Source organism: Mucilaginibacter celer (assembly GCF_003576455.2).
Classification (GTDB): domain Bacteria; phylum Bacteroidota; class Bacteroidia; order Sphingobacteriales; family Sphingobacteriaceae; genus Mucilaginibacter; species Mucilaginibacter celer.
On the sequence record NZ_CP032869.1, the window covers coordinates 1,483,544 to 1,504,386 of the forward strand.

A 20,843-nucleotide genomic window follows, 5' to 3' on the forward strand; every position below is an offset into this window, starting at 1 on the left:
TACTGATGAAGAGGTTACTGTTGATGATCCTGATTTTTATAGCGGTTAAAGCCGGTGCGCAAACCATAGCATACGGTAATAACCCGGCAGCCGGCGATTATTTGAAAATGAACGACGGTACCAAAATTTATTATGAGGTTTATGGCAGTGGTAAACCGCTTGTGCTGTTGCATGGCGGCCTGTACGGCGAAATAGCCGAATACGAAAAACTGATCCCTGTATTGAGCAAAAAATTTATGGTGATAGCCATAGCTACCCGGGGCCATACCAAATCAGAAATCGGTCATCAGCCGTATACTTATGAGCTGATGGCTGAGGACGCATATTCGGTTATCAATCATATAACCAAAGATAGCGTAATGCTGATAGGCTTTAGCGATGGAGCAGTTATAGCCATGAACCTTACCCTGCGCCATCCTGAAATGGTGAAACGAATGCTGTTTGCCGGCGGGAACATCTCGGCCGCAAGCTATCGCCCCGGTGAAATGGATCAGCTTAAAAAACTAAGCGGCGCATCGCTTGAGAAAGACGCTCCTGATTTTGTACGTGAACGCAAAAAGCTGATGCCGGAGCCCGAACGCTGGCCTGAATTTGTTGAACTGCTTAAACATGCCTGGATCAATCAAACCACCATTATACCGGTGCAACTAAAAAGTATCAAATGCCCGGTACTGGTAGTAGCCGGCGACCGCGACCAGTATAACCCGGTTGAAAGTTTTGTAGCTATTTATAAGCTGTTGCCCAATGCCCAACTGGCTATAGTACCACAATCAGATCATATTATATTTTACAGGCAGCCGGCTTTGATGGAAACCATGGTTGTTGGTTTTTTACGTTGATTTGTCTACACTATCCGGACTTGCCAGGTTTTAAACTTCGCAAGTCCGGATTGCGTACGACTATATCGTTGTAGTAGAAAAATATGGGCCGGGCTGGCAAATCCCCTTGCTTTTATTGTTCCAAAATCTGCACTTTTATAACCTGAAGCACGTTTGTAAAAGCATGCCAAACCAGTTATACAATAGCCATGAAATATAAAAGCCTGCAATTGCCAGTATTGGCCCTGTGTTTATCTCTTATCACTTCGGGGGTATTTGCCCAAAATAGTTTTAAGCCACAAAAGGATGTTTTAGCCACTATTAAGAAAAACTTTGCCGATGGCGATGTGCAGTACAAATACATGGCTAAGCAATTTATCGATGGGCAGTTCCCTAAAACCTACCACCCCGATAAGGATAAATTTGAAACCAGTAACTCCAGTTGGTGGTGCAGCGGTTTTTACTCGGGCTCGTTGTTGAAACTATACCAGGAAACAAAAGACGCCGCTTTGCTTACCGAAGCCAATCATAACCTGAAGGGATTGGAAAAAGAGCAGTTTAACAAAGGCACGCACGATCTGGGTTTTATGATGTATTGCAGCTTTGGCACCGCAAACCGCGTTGAACCCAAACCTGAGTACAACGAAATTTTGATTAACAGCGCCAAATCACTTTCTACCCGTTTTAATCCAACTGTTGGTTGTATCCGCTCGTGGAACTCCAAACCCGAAGATTTTTTGGTGATCATTGATAACATGATGAATCTCGAGCTGCTTTTCAACGCCACCAAATTAACCGGCGATTCGAGTTTTTATAAAATTGCGGTTACCCATGCCAACACTACCATCAAAAACCACTACAGGCCCGATTTTAGCTCATACCACGTAATTAATTACGACGCCCAAACAGGCGCTGTAAAAGAAAAGAAAACCGCACAGGGTTTTGCCAATGAATCGGCCTGGGCCCGCGGACAATCATGGGGTTTGTACGGCTTTGTAGTGATGTATCGTGAAACCAAAGACAAAAAATACCTCGACCAGGCAAAAGGCATCGCTCACTTTTTACTGAGCAACCCTAACCTGCCTGCCGATAAAATTCCGTACTGGGATTATAACGCTACCAATATTCCTAATGCCCTGCGCGATGCTTCGGCTGCATCTATCATGGCTTCGGCACTGCTTGAGCTTTGTCGTTACGTTGATAAAAAAGACGGACAGGAATATTTTAACGTGGCACAAACTATCATCAAAAATCTGTCGACTCCACAATATAAAGCCGACTTAAATACCAACGGCGGTTTTATTTTAAAGCACAGCGTTGGCCACTTCCCGGCAGGTACCGAAATTGATGTGCCATTAACTTATGCCGATTACTATTTTATTGAAGCTATGCAGCGCTATAAGGCTTTTGCCAAATAGTGCTATATTTAACGCATGGCATTAGGTAAAGGCAGGTTAGAAGCATTTAGCGATGGCGTAATAGCCATTATTATTACTATTATGGTGCTGGAGATGAAGGCGCCGCACGGCGATACCCTTCAGGATTTGCGTCCGCTGATACCTACTTTTTTAAGCTATTTACTCAGTTTTGCGTACGTGGGCGTGTACTGGAACAACCACCATCATACCATGCAGGCGGTACGATCAGTAAATGGCGGAATACTATGGGCAAATTTGCACCTGCTTTTTTGGATGTCGTTAATTCCGTTTATAACCGCGTGGATGGGCGAAAATCATTTTGCGCGCTGGCCGGTGTTTTGCTATGGCGTTATATTGGCCATGAATGGTTTGGCATACCGCATATTGGCACTGGCCCTGATAAAGCACCACGGAGAAAACTCGTTAGTTGCCAAAGCTTTCGGCAATGATTTTAAAGGGAAAATTTCGATAGGGCTTTATCCTGTTGCTATTGCGCTTACTTTCGTAAATCCTACTTTCAGTATGGTGGTTTATGTAATTGTGGCGGCTATGTGGCTTATTCCTGATAGGCGTTTTGAACGCCTTTTGGGGGGTGATGGGGAAGGGGAGTGATCCTGGTTTTTTCTTGTAAAGATTTCTGAAGGCTTTTTGTGGTTGGTGAGTTTTAGGCACGCAAAGGCGCTAAGACGCAAAGATTTTTTGTGGGTAATTAGAGAGTTTTAAGTGCGCAAAGAAGCTAAGTTCGCAAAGGTTTTTTGTGGATAGTTAGAGAGTTTTAGGCACGCAAAGACGCAGCGACGCAAAGGTTTTAAGAATAGATAGTTTGAGATTTTTAAGCGCGCAAAGAAGCTAAGGACGCAAAGTTTTTTTTGTGGTTGGTTGGTGACTTTTAGGCACGCCGAGTAGGCAAGCGGGTGAAGCTCCCGCTTGCCTACTCGGCGCCTTTGCGTGCCTTGGCCGTTGTTGGTATTGTCACCAAAGCTGTTCGGAAGATATAAAAAAGCGGGGGAATTGTGCGATTCCCTCCCTTGGGAGGGTGTAGGGAGCGGTTTCTACACCCAGCATATTCGTCGGGCAAGGCGTAAAAACCCCTCCCTGCCACTGCGCAATCCATCACACCCCTCCCAAGGGAGGGAATGAAAAAATCTTCCGAACAGCTATGGTGTTGTCACCAACAACTTAGTACCCTAAAGTTTTCATTTCCACTAAAGCCGTAAGCATGGCGTAGTTGGTGAGTTTAAGCGCACAAAGATGCTAAGATGCAGAGGATCATCTGATTTCTATTATCCGCTGTCCGTAGACAGAGTCTGCGGATACAATATCCCTGAAGTTCACAACTACGATATTATCTCGAACACTAAACACAGCAGCAGATCTCGAATAACGGAGAAATTATGCAACAAGCTATAACCTATTATCGAAAAAAAACTTTGCGTCCCCGCGCCTTTGCGTGCTTAAAAATCTCAAACTATTCACCTCAGGAAACTTTGCGTCCTTAGCTTCTTTGCGCGCTTAAAACTCTTCAACCATCCACAAAAAACCTTTGCGTCCCCGCGCCTTTGCGTGCCTAAAAATCTCAAACTATTTACCTCAGGAAACTTTGCGTCCTTAGTTTCTTTGCGCGCTTAAAACTCTTCAACCATCCACAAAAAACCTTTGCGTGCCTAAAAATCTCAAACCATTCACCTGAAAATCTCTGCTCCCCATCTTTGTATGCTTAAAAATAATGCCACAACTAATTATTAATATTAGTTTAATCTAATAATTGCTAAATTTGAGTGTCTTCAAATTTAAACCTGTTAATTATGGGTAAGTTTTTTAACCAGATACTCGAGCAGCATAAAGATTTTGTTGCGCATCAAAAGATATTTTTTGTGGCTACAGCGCCGATGCTTACTGATGGGCATGTCAACCTGTCGCCGAAGGACAATGCCAGTTTCCGGATCCTTTCAAACACCAAAGTTGCTTATCTTGATATTATCGGAAGCGGCAATGAAACTGCGGCTCACCTGTTGGATAATGGCCGCATTACATTTATGTTTTGTGCGTTTGATGGTCCGCCGAATATTTTACGCTTTTATGGAAAGGGGAGGAGCGTGCTTCCGGATAGAGATAGTCATGAATGGAATCAGCTTTGTTCAAATTTTACAAGCCATATAGCTACACGCCAAATCATTGTGGCCGATATTGATATGGTGCAAACCTCCTGCGGTTTCAGCGTACCGCTTTACGAGTATATGGGCGAACGTGATTTTGCTGTAAAATGGGCTCAGACTAAAGGCGAGCAAGGTTTGGAGGATTACAAACAGCAAAAAAACCGGATTAGCCTTGACGGATTACCTACGCCGTTATATTAGCTTAGTGTATTTAATACATACGTAATAGTTAAACAATACGCTTTTACGTTTTGTGAAAAATCTGTTTCAAAACAATTCTGTTGCTTTTTAGTTATATGATGGTTTTCATCGATATAATTATTATGTTGCAAATACTGCGAATTTTATAATATTTGCAACACCAACATCAACCTATGTTTGAAATAACTCAATTAAATGAGAAGGAACTGCTTATGCAGGTGGCCGAAGGTAATGAATTTGCCTTTCGCCGTTTGTTTGCAGCTTACCATCAGCGTTTAGGTGTGCATATTTTCCGCATTACCCAATCAACCGAGCTGGCCGAAGAGGTGGTACAGGATGTATTTCTGAAAATTTGGATGAGCCGTGAAACCCTGGCCAATGTTGATAATTTTAAAGCCTACCTGTTTGTTATCTCAAAAAATCACGCGCTTAACTGCATGCGCAAGGTTGTAAAAGAACAGCTTTTGCTGAAGAAACTTGAAGCATCCAATGTGGTGCCATTTAAAACCGATAGTAACGAGGCCGATCAGTATTATAATTTAATTGACGAAGCCATCAATCAGCTGCCTCCCCAGCAGCAAAAGGTTTACCTGATGAGCAGGCATAAGCGGCTTAAGTATCATGAAATAGCCGATCAGATGGAAATTTCGCGCGAAACCGTGAAGAAATATCTGCAGATAGCCACCACTTCTATTAAAGATTATGTGCACGAACACATGGAGGCAATTACCCTTGTTATGGCGCTGATAAACTTTTTTTATTTTTTTTAAAAAGTAATACCCCCCTTTTTAATTAATTGGTGTCATGTATATGAGATTCGCCCCAATCTCAATTTGCCAATTATACCGTTACCTGAAAAACACCTGCTATGAGCGAACTTTACGTTAGGCTTAATTATTTATTCAATAAATATTACAACGGCATAGCGACGCCCGATGAGCTTGATGAGCTTTTTGAGATCATCCATTCATACGCCGACGATGCCGAACTTGCCGCGCTCATTCAACAGGCCTGGGATACTCTCGGCGAACATGATCCGCTTTTTAGCGATGAAAAGAGTGGAGCTATGCTTGATCATATTTTAAAAGATCATACCTCGCAGGCTGAACCAGAATCCGGTAAAAAACATCGTAATCATTTGCCGTTACGGAAATTGAGTATAGCGGCTTCGCTTGTGTTTTTAGTTGGTTTTGGTGTTTATATTTTCCGTAGCCAGAAGAAAGCTGAGCCATCATCAAAAAAAAATATAGCGCGCAATCAGCCAAAAAATGATGCCCTGCCCGGCGGCAACAAAGCTATATTAACATTAGCTAACGGCAAAACCATTACGCTTGATAGCGCGCAGAATGGTTTACTGGCACGGCAAGGCACCACCCAAATAAACAAAACCCGTAACGGCCAGCTTGTATATAACACAGACGGAGCCACAAGCGCCAAACCCCAGATAAATACGATCAGTACCCCCCGGGGCGGGCAATACCAGCTCATTTTACCTGATGGGAGCAAGGTTTGTTTGAATTCGGCATCGTCGTTAACCTTCCCAACCTTTTTTACAGGTAAAACGCGTGATGTTAGCATTACCGGCGAGGCTTATTTTGAAGTTGCTAAAAACCGTAACATGCCTTTTGTAGTTAAGAGTAACCAAACCACCATAGAGGTATTGGGTACTCATTTCAATGTAATGGCTTATAGCGACGAAGCCGAAATGAAAACCACCCTGCTTGAGGGATCAGTAAAGATAAACAACGGCGGCGAAAACGGGGTTTTAAAACCCGGGCAACAGGCGGTGTTAAATAAAAATGGAAAGATGAAAGTGTTGAGCGATGTTGATGTAGACGAAGTGACTGCCTGGAAAGACGGCATTTTTCAATTTAACGGGATAGGGATTGATGCCATTATGCGCCAGGCTGCGCGCTGGTACGATGTTGAAATAAGCTATGAGGGGAAAATCCCTAAACGGGAATTTTCCGGCCGCATATCGCGCAATGTAAAAGCGTCCGAATTGCTGAACATGCTTAGTTATGCCGGTGTAAAGTTTAAAATTGAAAATATGCACATCACCGTGTTGCAATAACCGATATATAACAACCTACTGTATTAAACAACCAATTTTTAACAATTTAAACAGCCCTATGATGGAAGAAATACAAAAGATAAGTTAGCCGCAACAGTGGGCCATTATTGGTAAAACGGTTTACTAAGCGTTTAAACACGCTTTTTACCTCATCCATTACCATATAAAAAAGCCGGAGAGTATTCGCAGTACTTCCCCGGCGTAATGATCTGGGTCCCAAAAAAGTACAATCGATGAATTGAAAGTTAATGTTTAACCCAAACTCTACAAACTTATGAATTTTAATTCTAAGGCTACGCCTTTGGCGCGGCCTCAATTACGCAAATTTATATTGGCCATGAAGCTAACTGCCTTTATTATAATTGCGGCATTTACCAGCGTAAGCGCCAAAAGTTATAGCCAGATAGTTACTTTGCATGAAAGAAACACTACCGTTGAAAAAGTACTCCGCTCGATTGAAAAGCAAACCGGTTATCATTTTATGTATGATAAACAGGATGTTTTAAAGGCAGGAACCATCAACATCGAAGTTGCAAACGTATCTATACCAACAGCGCTTGATCAATGCTTTAAAGATCAGCCGCTTACCTACAAAATTTTTGATCAAACCATTGTTGTAAAAAAGAAGGATGAGCCGGTTGCAACTAAGGTAGCGGTCGATCCTGTTAAAATTACCGGTACCGTTAGCGATGCCAAAGGGCCTATCCCAGGTGTTACTGTTAAGGTAAAAGGTACTAATGTTGGTGCCCAAACCGATATTAATGGTAAATACACCATTAACGCTCCGGATGGTAACGGCACATTGGTGTTTACATTTATCGGTTATACGGCCAAAGAAGTTCCAATCGGCGGTAAAACCCAAATCGACGTTACTTTAGCCGAAGAGCCAAAGGCACTAAGCGAAGTTGTAGTAGTGGGTTACGGTACTGCTAAAAAGGTTGATTTAACCGGATCTGTGGGCAGCGTTGGTTCAAAAGAATTACAGGAACGCCCTCAAACTAACCTCGAGCAGGAACTTGCCGGTAAAATTGCCGGCGTGAACGTATCGGTTAACTCGGGTGCACCGGGTGGCGATACCAAAGTAAGGATCCGTGGTTACAGCTCGATCAACACCAATACTGATCCGCTTTACGTAGTTGACGGTGTTGTTTGGACAGAAGGAGGTAACTCTATCAATCCAAATGATATCGAGACTATCAACGTATTGAAAGACGCCTCGTCTACAGCCATCTACGGTACGCGTGGCGCTAATGGTGTAATCCTCGTAACTACAAAAAGGGGTAAAAAAGGCGACGGTGTTGTTAATTACGATAGCTATGTGAGCGTAAGCAACATGTTTAAAGAAATCCCGGTGTTAAACTCCAAACAGTTTATGGAGGTTGAAGATCAATCGTACGCCAACATTCAAAAATACGATCCTGCCGGATGGGCCGCCGGTAATTATGCAAGCCGTAACCCGGTATTGCAACGTACTGCGTTGATAGGCAAGTTGTTTGATCAAAACCTGAACCCGCTTTATGATGTTGACTGGCAAAAAGCTACAACCCGTTCGGCTGTTAGCCAGAATCACAATTTGAGGTTTACCGGCGGTACCGAAAAACTTACCTATGGCTTATCTCTCAACTATGTTGATGACGAAGGTATCATTATCAATAGCTTTCTGAAACGTTATAACGCACGTTTAACGCTCGACCACCAGGTAAAACCGTGGCTAAAAGTAGGTGCTACCCTGAATTATAACTACCAGGAAGGCCGTAACCAGGGCCAGGGCACAGGCGGTAATAACATTCCCCGTATGTTGATTGAGATGGTGCCTTTCATCCCGATCAAGTACCCCGACGGAACCTACGGTAAACGTACTGATTACCCTAACCTTGAGGGTGGTGATAACCCGGTTGCGCAGGCCAACGAGATTCAATCGCTTACCAAAAACAGGATTTTTAGCGGTAATACTTATGCCAATATCACCATTTTACCCGAGTTGGAATTCCGTTCGGTGGTAGGTGTAACTACAGCCGCCAACTACTTTCCGAGTTATAACTCAAGTTTGGTAGGCGGTTCTCTTATTGATCAAAGCTATAGCAATGCCTCGATAAGCGAGAACAACAATACCTTTTGGCAATGGCAAAACTATTTCACCTACAATAAAACGTTTAATAAAGTGCATTCTTTAAACGTGGTGTTAGGTACTGAGCGCCAAAATTTTGCTCAGGTAGGTTTAAGTGCATCAACCAGCACGCTATCAGACGACTTTTATCAATATTATAACCTTGGCGCAGGCATTGTGCCCGGCCGCCCCGGTTCTAACTATGATGCATGGCAAATGCAATCGTTTTTTGGCAGGTTGAATTATAGCTACCACGATAAATACCTGTTAACGGTGACAGGCCGTGAAGACGGTTCATCACGTTTTGGTACCAATAAAAAATACGGTTTCTTCCCGTCGGCAGCATTGGCATGGCGTGTTTCGCAGGAAGATTTCCTGAAGGATAATAAAACGATCTCTGATCTGAAAGTAAGGTTGAGCTATGGTTTAACCGGTAACTCCGAGATTGGCGAGTATCGTTCGCTGGCCAATATCAGCACTGTAAATTATGTGTTTGGCGGGGCTCCGGCTGTAGGTACAAGCCAGACCTCTATCGGTAACGAAGACCTGCAATGGGAAAAGACCCGCGAGTATGATTTCGGCTTTTCACTGGGGTTATTCAACAACCGGTTAAACATCGAAGCTGATGCCTACCTTAAAAAAACCCAGGCCTTGTTGCTTGATGCCCCACTACCCGAAACGAGTGGCTTTAGCAGTGTTTTAAAAAATATAGGCAGTATCCAGAATAAAGGTATCGAACTTACTATTAATGCAACTCCGGTTCAATCGAAGGATTTTAGCTGGAATACCGCTTTCAATATTTCGTTCCTTAAAAACAAGATCCTTAAGTTAGGAGCATCAAATGATGATATCTTCCTGGCTCCAACCTTCCTTTCGCAGTTTAACCTTATGCGCGTAGGTTTGCCTGCCGGCAGCTATTATGGTTATAAAGTGTTAGGTACCTGGGGCACCGCCGAAGCCGCCGAAGCTGCGAAATATGGTTTGCTTCCCGGCGATTTGAAAATTCAGGATACCAATAATGATGGTAAAGTAACAGCTGATGATAAAGTGGTATTGGGAAAATCAATCCCTGATGGCTACGGAACTTTCAGTAACAACTTCCGTTACAAAAACATCGATCTGGGTGTCGATCTGCAGTTTAACTACGGTAACCAGATCATGAACCTTACCCGCCACTCGGGCCAGGACCGTACCGGACAAGCCAACAGTTACGCCACCGTATTAAACGCCTGGACGCCAACCAACCAGAATACGAGCATTGCACAATGGAGACCTGCTTATGTGCGTTACCAAACCGAAATCTACTCAACCAAGGTTGAAAGCGGAAACTTTATCCGTGGCAGGGCGGTAACATTAGGTTACACATTTGATGATAAACTGGTTAAAAAAATAAAACTGAGCCGCCTGCGCATTTATGCGCAAGCTCAAAACCTGTTCCTGATCACCAAGTATACAGGTTATGATCCGGAGGTTTCAACCTATAATGGGTCGAGCAACTTTACTCAGGGCATCCAGTTTTATGATTATCCAAAACCACGTACTTTCCTGTTGGGCTTAAATGTTAGTCTTTAATTAATGTTAAAACGTATAGTTATGAAATTTAATTTTAGAAAATATAGTGCAGGTGCTTTTTTACTTATCCTTACTGTTGCATTAAGCAGCGGCTGTAAAAAATACCTCGACGAAAAAAATAAAGGCAACTTTGTTAAAAGTAATTACTTTCAAAGCGCAAACCAGGCGCAAACCTTTGTTAATGGTTTATACCAGGTAATGTACTTTTTTCAGAACGGTGATGCTTATGGGGAGAGCCCTTTCATTACTATGGAGTTATTTGCGGGGCACGCAACCTCTTTAGGTCAGAGTGTTAATAACGGTAATGTGATTAATCAGCGTACCGACCCTGTTAACCCTGGTTTCGAAACCGTATGGTCAAATTGCTTCAAGGGGATAGCTAATGCCAACCTCGCAATTGAAAATATTCCCGGCATCAACCCGATGGATGAAGGTCTTAAAAAGAAGCTGATAGGCGAAGCTTATTTTTTCAGGGCTTTTTATTACTATCATTTGGTGCGTTTATACGGCGATGTTCCGTTGATATTGCAGAGTCAAACAGTCAACAGTCCGGATTTATATCCATCACGGTCACCTGTAGCCGATGTTTACAAGCAAATTATCGCCGATTTGCAGGCAGCCGAAGCTTCTGGCATGCCAAATACCGATGCAACCGGTCGTGTATCGTTAGGTGCTGTTAAAACTTTATTAGCCAGCGTATATTTAACAACCGCAGGTTTCCCGCTTCAACAAACAGAAAACTATGCTAAGGCGGCTGAAGAAGTAAAACCTGTTTTGGGCTGGTATTCGTTATTCCCTAACTACGCATACCTGCATGATAACGCCCACAAAAATCAAACAGAGTTGATTTTCCAGATCAATTACCTTGCGGGTACATCAACCAATGCTATTGCGCAGTTAACAGTACCATTTAACCTGCTGGTTGGCGTTTGGGGCGACCACCTTGGCGCTATGATCCCTACAAATCAATTTGTAGCCAGCTATGAGGCAGGAGATTTGCGTACCCAGGAAAGGCAGTTTTATTTCTCAAAATACCCTCAAAGCGACGATACCACAAAAATTATCAATTTTGGTGTTCATGCGCTTTACAAGTATTTCCACGTTGAAAGCTCAGTTCCAAACACTGCTATCAGCGGTAAATGTGATGAAAACTGGACTTTGCTGCGTTTACCGGAAGCCCAGTTAATTTATGCTGAAGCGTCGAACGAAGTAAATGGTCCTACAGCTGATGCTTATGCCGCCGTTAACGCTATACGTGCACGTGCAAAACTGGCTCCGTTAAGCGGTTTATCAAAAGATGCCTTCCGCCAGGCCATCTGGAGAGAGCGCTATCATGAGCTTGCTTATGAAAACAAGGCTTATTTTGATATGCAGCGTACCCATATGGCTTACCTGCCGCAATCAAACACCTTTGCTGATCCTACAGCATCGCAAACCGAGCAGGGGGTAACCTTTAAAGCTCAATATTATTTATGGCCTATTCCGCAGCGCGAGCGAAATACTAACAGTAAGCTTACGCAAAACCCGGGGTGGTAATAAAGTTTAATAAATAAAGTATATAAAAGACTGGCAATACCCTGCCAGTCTTTTATATTTACGGCCACTAAAACGTTTAACCAAAAAACACAATTAAATATTAGCGCATGAAAAAAGCCCTGGTACTTATCACCTTCCTGCTATCAGCCGCAGGCGCCTTCGCGCAGCAGGTAAATAAGGTTACCGATCCCGTTGAGTACATTAACCCGCTGATGGGTACCGATTCGCATTACGATCTATCAACCGGTAACACTTACCCGGCCATTGCCCTGCCATGGGGCATGAACTTCTGGACACCGCAAACCGGTGCCATGGGTGATGGATGGGCGTACACTTATGATGCCCACAAAATCCGCGGATTTAAGCAAACTCACCAGCCATCGCCGTGGATGAATGATTACGGCCAGTTTGCCATTATGCCGGTTACCAAACATGCCGCGGTAAACCAGGATAAAAGGGCAAGTTGGTTCTCGCACAAAGCCGAAACTGCAAAGCCTTACTACTACAGTGTTTACCTTGCCGATCATGATGTAACTACCGAGATTACGCCAACCGAGCGTTCGGCGCAGTTCAGGTTTACTTATCCTAAAACTGATAGCTCGTTCATCGTTATCGATGCTTTGAACAAAGGCTCATATGTAAAGATCAGCCCCGATCAGAAAAAGATTGTTGGCTACTCAACCAAATACGCCCGTGGGCCGCTTAAAAACTTTAAAAACTACTTTGTTGTTTATGTAGATAAGCCGATCACCTATGCGCATACCTTCAGCGATACGGTTCAGTCTGATGGTTTGGAACTGAAAGCCGAGCATGCCAGCGCTTTAATCGGTTTTAAAACCGCGCAGGGCGAAAAAGTTCACCTGCGTGTAGCCTCGTCATTTATAAGCATTGAACAGGCCGAACTTAACCTGGAGCGTGAGCAGGGTAAAGACAGCTTTGATGTAACTTATAAAAAAGCTAAAGACACCTGGAACAAAACCCTGAATCATTTACAGGTTGAAGGTGGTTCGGTTGATCAGATGCGTACTTTTTACTCATGCTTTTACCGCATGGTGTTTTTCCCGAACAAATTGTACGAGATTGACAAAGACAATAAAATTGTTCACTACAGTGCTTCAACAGGTAAAGTATTCCCTGGTTATAAATTTGCCGGTACCGGTTTCTGGGATACTTTCAGGGCCTTATATCCCTTCCTGAACCTGGTTTATCCATCTATCAATAAAGAGATGCAGGAAGGCCTGATCAATGATTACAAAGAAGGCGGCTGGTTGCCAGAGTGGTCAAGCCCTGGTTACTCGGCAGTGATGATCGGTAATAACTCGGCTTCGGTTGTTTCTGAGGCTTACCTGAAAGGTTTGCGTGGTTATGATATCAATACTTTGTGGGATGCTTTGGTGCATGGTGCCAATAATGCCGGTCCGCAGGCTACCGGTAGGGAAGGTGTTGAGTATTACAACAAATTAGGTTATGTGCCTTATGATGTGAAGATCAATGAAAACGCCGCCCGTACTTTAGAATATTCGTACGATGACTTTGCCATCTATAAATTAGGTAAAGCGTTGGGCAAACCCGAATCAGAAATCGGCATTTATAAAAAACGTGCCATGAACTACAAAAACCTGTTCGACCCGGAAACCAAACTGATGCGTGGTAAAAACCAGGATGGCACTTTCGAGAAACCATTCAGTCCGTTTAAATGGGGTGATGCCTTTACCGAGGGTAACAGTTGGCACTACAGCTGGAGCGTGTTCCAGGATATGCAGGGTTTGGTTGATTTGATGGGCGGCCGCCAAAAATTTATTATGAAACTGGATTCGGTATTCAGCATGCCGCCGGTATTTGACGATAGCTACTACGGCGAAACCATCCACGAGATCCGCGAAATGCAGATCATGAATATGGGCCAGTATGCGCACGGTAACCAGCCTATTCAGCATATGATTTACCTGTACAACTATGCAGGCGAGCCTTGGAAAACTCAATATCACGTACGTGAAGCCATGGAGAAACTGTACAAAGCTACTCCTGATGGTTATTGCGGCGATGAGGATAATGGCCAAACCTCGGCCTGGTACGTATTCTCGGCCATGGGTTTCTACCCGGTAACCCCAGCCAGTGATCAGTATGTTTTGGGTACACCGTTATTCAAAAAGCTAACCATCAATCTCGAAAACGGTAAAAAGATTGAGATTAACGCGGCCAATAACAGCCCGGTAAATAAATATATCAATACGCTTAATGTTAATGGCAAGCCATACGGGGTAACCTGGTTAAGTCACTCCGAACTTAAAAAAGGCGCGGTGCTTAATTTTAACATGGCACCTCAGCCTAATAAAACAAGAGGTACAAAAGTGAGCGATGTGCCGTATTCATTGAGTACAGAGAAATAGTACAAGCCCCCTAACCCCCTGAAGGGGGAACCATAGCGGATATTTATAAACAGCAAAAGGCGAGGGTTTTTCCTCGCCTTTGTTGTTTATTCCCAATACCTGCTAACCCGTGGTGTAAATAGCGTAAGTTTATAACTTACGTCACCTGAGAACCGGAAATTCTGTCTGAATCAGAATTTACAGAATTATAAAATTTTCAGAATTGAAAGTTTCCGCGGAACAGCATTCTGTTAATTCAAAAATTCTGTAAATTCTGATTCAGACGATATCAATCGGTGCAATCCCAAAAACAAAAAATCGACGCAATCAACGTAATCAAAAACCATCAACGGTCAAAATCGGTGTAATCAAAAAATAATCGGTGTAATCCCAAAAAATAAAAAACCGAAATCGAACATCCGAATTCCGAAATTAAGTCAATGCCATTCCTCTCTATAAACAAACTTCGGCATCTGCCAGTTATATTTAATAGAGAGCAGGCGTAGTGCCAATCCAATAACACAGGCCACAACAATAGAAATTCCAACCGGAACACTCAAATATTCCAACCCCAAATACGCCGCCCCCGTAACAATGGACGCACTGGCATAAACTTCCTTTCGGAACAAAAGGGGCACCTCATTACAAAGCACATCGCGCAGTACCCCTCCGGCGCAACCTGTTATCATGCCGCTTAGCAATACAATAAGCCATGGCAGGTTAATCTGCTCGGCTATCTGGCAGCCGATGATGGTGAATACTACCAAACCCAGGGCATCGAGATAAAGGAAAAGCTTTTTCATTTTGGTCATTAACCGGGCAATTACTGCGGCTAAGATTGCCGCCCCGGCGGTGATCACCAGGTATTCGGGGTGTTCAACCCAGCTCATGGGGTAGTGGTTAAACAAAATATTACGCACCGTACCGCCACCAAGGGCAGTAACCCAGGCAATGATACAAACACCAACCCAATCCATATCGCGCCTCCCGGCAGATAGGGCAGCCGTCATGGCCTCGGCAATAATGGCGATTATGTAGAGTAAGTGGAGCATATTTGGAATATTTGAATATAACGTCCGTCATTGCGAGGAACGAAGCAATCGCACGGAAGCAAGTCCGCCCTGTATAGTTCGCGATTGCTTCGTTCCTCGCAATGACGATAGTTTTAAGGTTCATTCGTTATTGGGATAGACCTGGCCGCCCAGTTTTTTCCCTCCGCAAACCGCGCCACCAGCATCCCGGCCACAGTATCCCCGGTAGCATTCAATAAAGTAGCCATCGGGTCAACCAATGTGCCGATAATGATTGCAGGAGGTAGGGCTTCGGGCGGAAAACCATAAGCGGATATAAACAGCAATTCGCCAATGTAACCACCGTTAGGGATGCCTCCCTCAACCAAACTTACCAAAACGGTCATGGCAAGCGCAACGATGATAGTTTGCGGATTATCAAAACTTTTACCAAACAGGGCGAACACTACCGCCATTTTTACAATAGAAGAAATGCTCGAACCCTCTTTATGCAGCGTGCCGCCCAACGGAATAGTAATATTAGCTATAGCATCAGAAATCCCCATCTTTTTAGCGGCATCCATATTGGCCGGGATAGTGGCAATACTGCTGCAGGTACCTACCGCCGTGGCCGATGGTATGATATTATTACGCCAGTAACGTTTAAATGCGCCCACCCCTCCGGCTATAACAGCATATAAACTAAATATCACCAGGTAATAAAATGCCCCAACGCTGTAATATACCGCCATCGATCGCGCATAACCTCCAAACAATTGCGGCCCGAACACGCCCACCTGGTAGGCAAAGTAAGCACCCAAACCAACAGGCCCCATTTTCATGATCAGCACAAAAATGTTTTTGAATACCTCGTTTCCGCTATGAATAAAGGCCGCAAAAGGTTTACCCTTTTCGCCCGCGTTTAAAATGGCGAAGCCGGTAATTACCGCGAAAATGATCATGGCCAGCATGCTTTTGCGCGATAGCAACTGGTAAAACTCGCTGGTGGTGAACAGGCTGGTAAGCTGATCGCCAAAAGGTTTTTTAGTGATAGCCTCCGTAATTGGGCTGGCCACCAAATGTTGATGGATAGGGAAAATCCAGATGGCTACAATGGTAACAATAGCGGCAACCAGTACGGTACCAACAAACACCAGCGAAGTGATACCTAACAGCCTGCCAAGTTTTTGTGAGCCATCCAAACCGGCGATAGCCGATGCAATGGCAAAAAATACGAGTGGAACAACAGCTGTAAACAACAGGTTTAAAAAAATATCGCCGATGGGTTTAATCACCTCTACCTTATTGCCCAAAACCGCGCCGGCAATACTGCCTATGATGATACCCGTTATAAGCAGGATGATGCCTTTATAATTTTTAAACCAGCTGTTCATTGTGCTAAGATAATTGTTAGGTTTTGTTTTGGTATAGATAATTACACCGGCAGTGGTGATTGTGACGGGTGAATAGCAATAGTTGACTTGCATAGTTGGACGAGGCACCTACGGAGCCGAATCAGGCCGATGTTATGGGCTATAAACACAATACTCCTAACGGAGTGGCAAAAAAACACTATTCCCTTAACATAAAAGCCATGCCAGGCACCCCATCGGGGTATCGTGTTTATAGAAAAATAGTTAAATAATTGGGGCTCCATAGGAGCCTCGTGTTATAAAAGCGTCAACGTTTGATTTTACTTGCTTTTATATTCACATCTCCCCTAAATTAATATCTTAGCATCCCATTATAATACTAAATGCAGGTAGAACAAGCCGGGGCCTTCATCCTCGCCAAAATAAAAACAGAATTAGCCGATTGCTTCCATTACCATAATGCCGATCATGCGCTGGATGTTTACGCCGCCGCCAAACAACTTGCCGCAGGCGAGGGGATAAGCGAACATGATACGCAACTATTATTAACGGCGGCCTACTATCACGATTCGGGTTTTTTGTTTGGCCAGGCTGATCATGAAACCGGATCGTGCAAAAACGCCCGCCAATACCTGCCTGATTTTGGTTATAATGAAGATGAGATCGACCATGTTTGCGATATCATTATGGCAACCAAAATTCCGCAAAACCCTCATAACCACCTGGGGCAAATAATTTGTGATGCCGATTTGGATTATTTGGGCCGAAATGATTTTTTTATCCTCAGTAAAAGGTTATTTTCGGAACTTGTAATTACAGATCACCTTGAATCAGAACAGGCGTGGGATAAACAGCAGGTGAAGTTTCTGCAAAACCACCGCTACTTTACCCAAACAGCGCTCAGGCTCAGGGATAAATGTAAAAACGAACATTTAACAGCTATCACAAAACGACTATAAAATACTGCCATTAATGACACAGCCGGGTTTAAAAATTGAAGAAGTTATCAAAGATGTAGTAACAGTAATCATCGGTATTTTATTCTGCGGTTTCGCCCTCAAAGGTTTTTTGGTGCCCAACAGCTTCTTTGATGGCGGGGTAACCGGCATCTCACTGCTACTTCACGAATTATATCATTTCAACATCGCTTTCGTAATCATTATTGCTAATATCCCTTTTGTTATTATGGGGATGTTCCAGGTTAATAAATCGTTCGCGCTTAAAACGCTGGCCTGTGTAATTGGATTGGGGTTGTGTTTGCAATTTGTGCATTATCCGGTTATCACATCTGATAAACTGCTGGTATCCATATTTGGCGGCGTGTTTATGGGCCTCGGCGTAGGTTTATCCATTAGGGGAGGTTGCGCTTTGGATGGTATCGAGATTTTGGCTTTATACACCCTTAAACGCAGCAGCTTTACCATCAGCGAGATTATTTTAGGTATCAACATCATCATCTTCCTGGTGGCCGCGGTTGAACTGGGCCTGCCTACAGCATTATATTCTATTTTAACTTACTACACGGCATCCCGCACCATCACCTTTGTTATTGATGGTTTGGAGGAATATACGGCGGTAAACATTATCTCGGGCCAAAGTGAGATCATTAAAGAAAAACTGGTAATGGAACTTGGTCGTGGTATCACTATTTACAAAGGCGAGCGTGGTTTTATGAAAGAAAGCTTTGATGTTCACCAGCCGGTTGATATCATTTTTACCGTAGTAACCCGTTTGGAAGTGCGGAGGTTAAAAAATCTTGTACATCGTATCGATCCTAAGGCATTCGTATTTACCAATAGCATTAAAGAAGCTGCGGGTGGGGTATTGAAGAAAAAGGTGAGGGACCATTGATTTAAGTCGGAAGTCTTAATTTGTAAGTCTTTTCCTTTACGGCTACACTCCTGCGTTCATTTATTGTAAAAACCTAAACTAAAAATGAAAGAAGAATATTGGGTATTTGGAGGCGCATTACTTTTCCAGTTGGGGATACTGCTGTACCGGTATTATCAAAGAAGGAGTTACCGCAAGACTGGCGAAGAAATAGTAAATTCAAACTATGACAGCTATCTTGAATTGAGGAACGAAACGTTCGCGCTGAAGGCTGAAGATTTAGGCATAGCAACGTTTGATGATAAAGAAACTGCTTTCGCTTTGATGATGGAAATGCATATTGGTTCTGCTTTACAAACTCTTGTTGCGTTTGCCGATGGTACAGTATGGATATTTAACTCCAGGAATGCCCGTAAAAATATTGGGGATAGTGACGCCGCAGATTTACGCCTGGCTGCAATAGATGCCATGGCGACAGCTCAATATCATTTTGCCCGAATGAGAAGACAGGATGTCGGCGCGCTTCTTCCGGGGCACATCAAATTTTATATATTAACCAACTGTGATAATTATTCGGCAGGGGATACGATCAAAGCCATACTCGACGAATCATCACCATGGACCGAATTAGCTAAAAAGGGTTTCGCAATAGGCGATGAACTGAATAAGATTGCTGAAAATAATCCAACCAAACGGGTTGTTTACCCGAAAACTACGGTGAAACGTGGTAAACCGGCAAATTTTTAAAACTTGCGTTCCCCTTTAAACATAATCTTGCGCTCATCTCTGATGAGTGCTTAATGTGGTTTTGCGTTTGTAACGCACGGCCGATGTTATTGCAAGGTTAATGGCACGGAAGTTGAAAACTTCAGTTGTTTTACACCACGGGTTACGCTGCGCTAAACCCGCGGCAGATAGTTTTGACTTTCAACTTAAAACTTCCGACTTAAAACTTAATCCACCACCTCATAAATCTCCACCGGCTTAGCTTTATTCTTCAAAATTACCTCGCCAATTTTATTAAGGGCGAACGAGCCTTTGGCTTTTTCATAAACATCGGCACTAACGATGATCTGGTTGGCCTGTGCCACCGTTTGCAGGCGCTGTGCCAGGTTCACGGCATCGCCTATAACGGTATAATCCAAACGTTTTAATGTGGCCGAGCCGATATTACCCGAGATCATCTCGCCCGAGTTAATACCAATGGAAACCGAAGGCGTAAAAGTTTTATCGCCTGCCTGGATGTCATCGGCCCCGTGCATTTTATCCCGTACGGCAAGAGCCGCATCAATGGCCCTGTCCAAATGGTATTCGCCGCGGAAAACAGCCATTACGGCATCGCCCATAAATTTATCGATGTGGCCGTTTTGGGCAATGATCTCCTGCACCATTACATCAAAGTACTTATTAATCATGCTTACCACTTTGTCGGCAGCCACATGTTCTGTAATGGCGGTAAAACCGCAGATATCTATAAACAGCACCGTGGCATCAATGGTTTCATTGCTCAGCAGGCTGTTTTCAAACTCCTTGTGCGTCATAAAATTGAGCACGTTCTCATCCACATACATGCGCAGGATATTGTTTTCCTTGATAGCCTGCATGGTTTTTTTTAGTTCGATAACATGCTGCAGCGTTTTTTCGATGGTGATGTCGAGGTCTTCAAAGTTTACCGGTTTCACCACAAAATCAAAAGCGCCCCGGTTCATAGCCGTACGGATATTATCCATATCGCTGTAGGCGGATACCATTATCGCTTTTAAAATGGGGTTGGCATCGGGCAGCTTGGTAAGCAGGGTGAGGCCGTCCATCTCGGGCATATTGATATCGCTTAGTACCACATCAATATCGGGGTGGGCGGTTAGTTGCGTAAGCGCTTCAAATCCATTTTGGGCAAAAACAAATTCATATGCGCCTTCACGGATTTTTTTTCTGAATTTTTGCCTGATCAGTAATTCCAAATCCTGCTCATCATCTACAACCAGTATCTTGGCCATTATTGCTCTAAGTGTTTAAGTTTGTCTTTCAAGCTGTTAAAATCAAGCGGCTTGGTTAAAAAATCGTTAGCACCAAGTTGCATCGATTGCCGGTAGTTTTCATCGTCGCCGTAGGCGGTTATCATCATTACCACCGGCGGCGGTTTTTCGTAGTGCTGACGGATGTTGCGCAACAACTCCAGCCCGCTCATGCCGGGCATATTGATATCTGATAAAATAAGGATCACCTGCGAATGGTGCTCTTCCAAAAAATGAAGCGCTTCCTCGCCCGATTGCGCGAAGTTAAATTCCACCTCGCCGGTTTTTATCTCTTTCCTGAAACGTTGTAAAAACAAGGGCTGAACATCGGCCTCATCATCAACGACAAGTATTTTCATAGTGC

16 protein-coding genes are annotated in these 20,843 nt (G+C 43.7%); 12 read left to right on the top strand and 4 right to left on the bottom strand.

Annotated features, from left to right (window positions below):
* Window positions 1–5: 5 nt before the first annotated feature.
* The 9 genes from HYN43_RS05950 (at window position 6) to HYN43_RS05990 (ending at window position 14,272) form a co-directional block, all read left to right on the top strand.
* Entirely contained in the window at window positions 6–839 is an 834-nt protein-coding gene (locus HYN43_RS05950) for an alpha/beta fold hydrolase (protein ID WP_119408579.1), read from the top strand.
* Between the two features lie 188 nt (window positions 840–1,027).
* The gene (locus HYN43_RS05955; RefSeq protein WP_119408580.1) at window positions 1,028–2,236 is read left to right on the top strand and encodes a glycoside hydrolase family 88 protein; all 1,209 of its coding nucleotides are present in this window, start codon (window positions 1,028–1,030) and stop codon (window positions 2,234–2,236) included.
* 15 nt (window positions 2,237–2,251) lie between these two features.
* Window positions 2,252–2,848 (top strand): TMEM175 family protein, encoded by a 597-nt coding sequence (locus tag HYN43_RS05960; RefSeq protein WP_119408581.1) that lies wholly within the window; start codon window positions 2,252–2,254, stop codon window positions 2,846–2,848.
* A gap of 1,193 nt (window positions 2,849–4,041) precedes the next feature.
* Window positions 4,042–4,593 carry a pyridoxamine 5'-phosphate oxidase family protein gene (locus HYN43_RS05965; protein WP_119408582.1) on the top strand — a complete coding sequence of 184 codons (552 nt, stop codon included), beginning with the start codon at window positions 4,042–4,044 and terminating at the stop codon, window positions 4,591–4,593.
* A gap of 173 nt (window positions 4,594–4,766) precedes the next feature.
* Window positions 4,767–5,363, top strand: a complete 597-nt coding sequence (locus HYN43_RS05970; RefSeq protein ID WP_119408583.1) for an RNA polymerase sigma factor — start codon at window positions 4,767–4,769, stop codon at window positions 5,361–5,363.
* A gap of 98 nt (window positions 5,364–5,461) precedes the next feature.
* Window positions 5,462–6,667, top strand: coding sequence for a FecR family protein (locus HYN43_RS05975; protein WP_119408584.1), 1,206 nt, complete (start codon window positions 5,462–5,464; stop codon window positions 6,665–6,667).
* A gap of 274 nt (window positions 6,668–6,941) precedes the next feature.
* Window positions 6,942–10,346: a TonB-dependent receptor gene (locus tag HYN43_RS05980; RefSeq protein ID WP_119408585.1), complete on the top strand. Its 3,405-nt coding sequence runs from the start codon at window positions 6,942–6,944 to the stop codon at window positions 10,344–10,346.
* A 21-nt stretch (window positions 10,347–10,367) separates the two neighbouring features.
* Window positions 10,368–11,882 carry a RagB/SusD family nutrient uptake outer membrane protein gene (locus HYN43_RS05985; RefSeq protein ID WP_119409272.1) on the top strand — a complete coding sequence of 505 codons (1,515 nt, stop codon included), beginning with the start codon at window positions 10,368–10,370 and terminating at the stop codon, window positions 11,880–11,882.
* Between the two features lie 107 nt (window positions 11,883–11,989).
* Window positions 11,990–14,272 carry a GH92 family glycosyl hydrolase gene (locus HYN43_RS05990; RefSeq protein ID WP_119408586.1) on the top strand — a complete coding sequence of 761 codons (2,283 nt, stop codon included), beginning with the start codon at window positions 11,990–11,992 and terminating at the stop codon, window positions 14,270–14,272.
* A 416-nt stretch (window positions 14,273–14,688) separates the two neighbouring features.
* Here HYN43_RS05990 and HYN43_RS05995 read toward each other — a convergent pair whose 3' ends face one another.
* The gene (locus HYN43_RS05995; RefSeq protein ID WP_119408587.1) at window positions 14,689–15,303 is read right to left on the bottom strand and encodes a trimeric intracellular cation channel family protein; all 615 of its coding nucleotides are present in this window, start codon (window positions 15,301–15,303) and stop codon (window positions 14,689–14,691) included.
* A 113-nt stretch (window positions 15,304–15,416) separates the two neighbouring features.
* Complete coding sequence (locus HYN43_RS06000; RefSeq protein ID WP_119408588.1) at window positions 15,417–16,655, bottom strand: dicarboxylate/amino acid:cation symporter; 1,239 nt, start codon at window positions 16,653–16,655, stop codon at window positions 15,417–15,419.
* Window positions 16,656–17,017: 362 nt separating this feature from the next.
* Between HYN43_RS06000 and HYN43_RS06005 the strand changes: the two genes are divergently transcribed.
* The 3 genes from HYN43_RS06005 to HYN43_RS06015 all read left to right on the top strand — a co-directional run bounded on the left by HYN43_RS06005 (window position 17,018) and on the right by HYN43_RS06015 (window position 19,211).
* Window positions 17,018–17,593, top strand: coding sequence for an HD domain-containing protein (locus HYN43_RS06005; RefSeq protein WP_119408589.1), 576 nt, complete (start codon window positions 17,018–17,020; stop codon window positions 17,591–17,593).
* A 13-nt stretch (window positions 17,594–17,606) separates the two neighbouring features.
* The gene (locus HYN43_RS06010) at window positions 17,607–18,485 is read left to right on the top strand and encodes a YitT family protein (RefSeq protein ID WP_119408590.1); all 879 of its coding nucleotides are present in this window, start codon (window positions 17,607–17,609) and stop codon (window positions 18,483–18,485) included.
* A gap of 84 nt (window positions 18,486–18,569) precedes the next feature.
* The gene (locus HYN43_RS06015; protein ID WP_119408591.1) at window positions 18,570–19,211 is read left to right on the top strand and encodes a hypothetical protein; all 642 of its coding nucleotides are present in this window, start codon (window positions 18,570–18,572) and stop codon (window positions 19,209–19,211) included.
* 206 nt (window positions 19,212–19,417) lie between these two features.
* Here the strand turns inward: HYN43_RS06015 and HYN43_RS06020 are convergent, their stop codons facing one another.
* The gene (locus tag HYN43_RS06020) at window positions 19,418–20,461 is read right to left on the bottom strand and encodes an adenylate/guanylate cyclase domain-containing protein (protein WP_205589881.1); all 1,044 of its coding nucleotides are present in this window, start codon (window positions 20,459–20,461) and stop codon (window positions 19,418–19,420) included.
* The gene (locus tag HYN43_RS06025) at window positions 20,461–20,838 is read right to left on the bottom strand and encodes a response regulator (protein WP_119408593.1); all 378 of its coding nucleotides are present in this window, start codon (window positions 20,836–20,838) and stop codon (window positions 20,461–20,463) included. Before HYN43_RS06025 ends, HYN43_RS06020 begins: the two co-directional genes overlap by 1 nt.
* Between the last annotated feature and the right edge of the window lie 5 nt (window positions 20,839–20,843).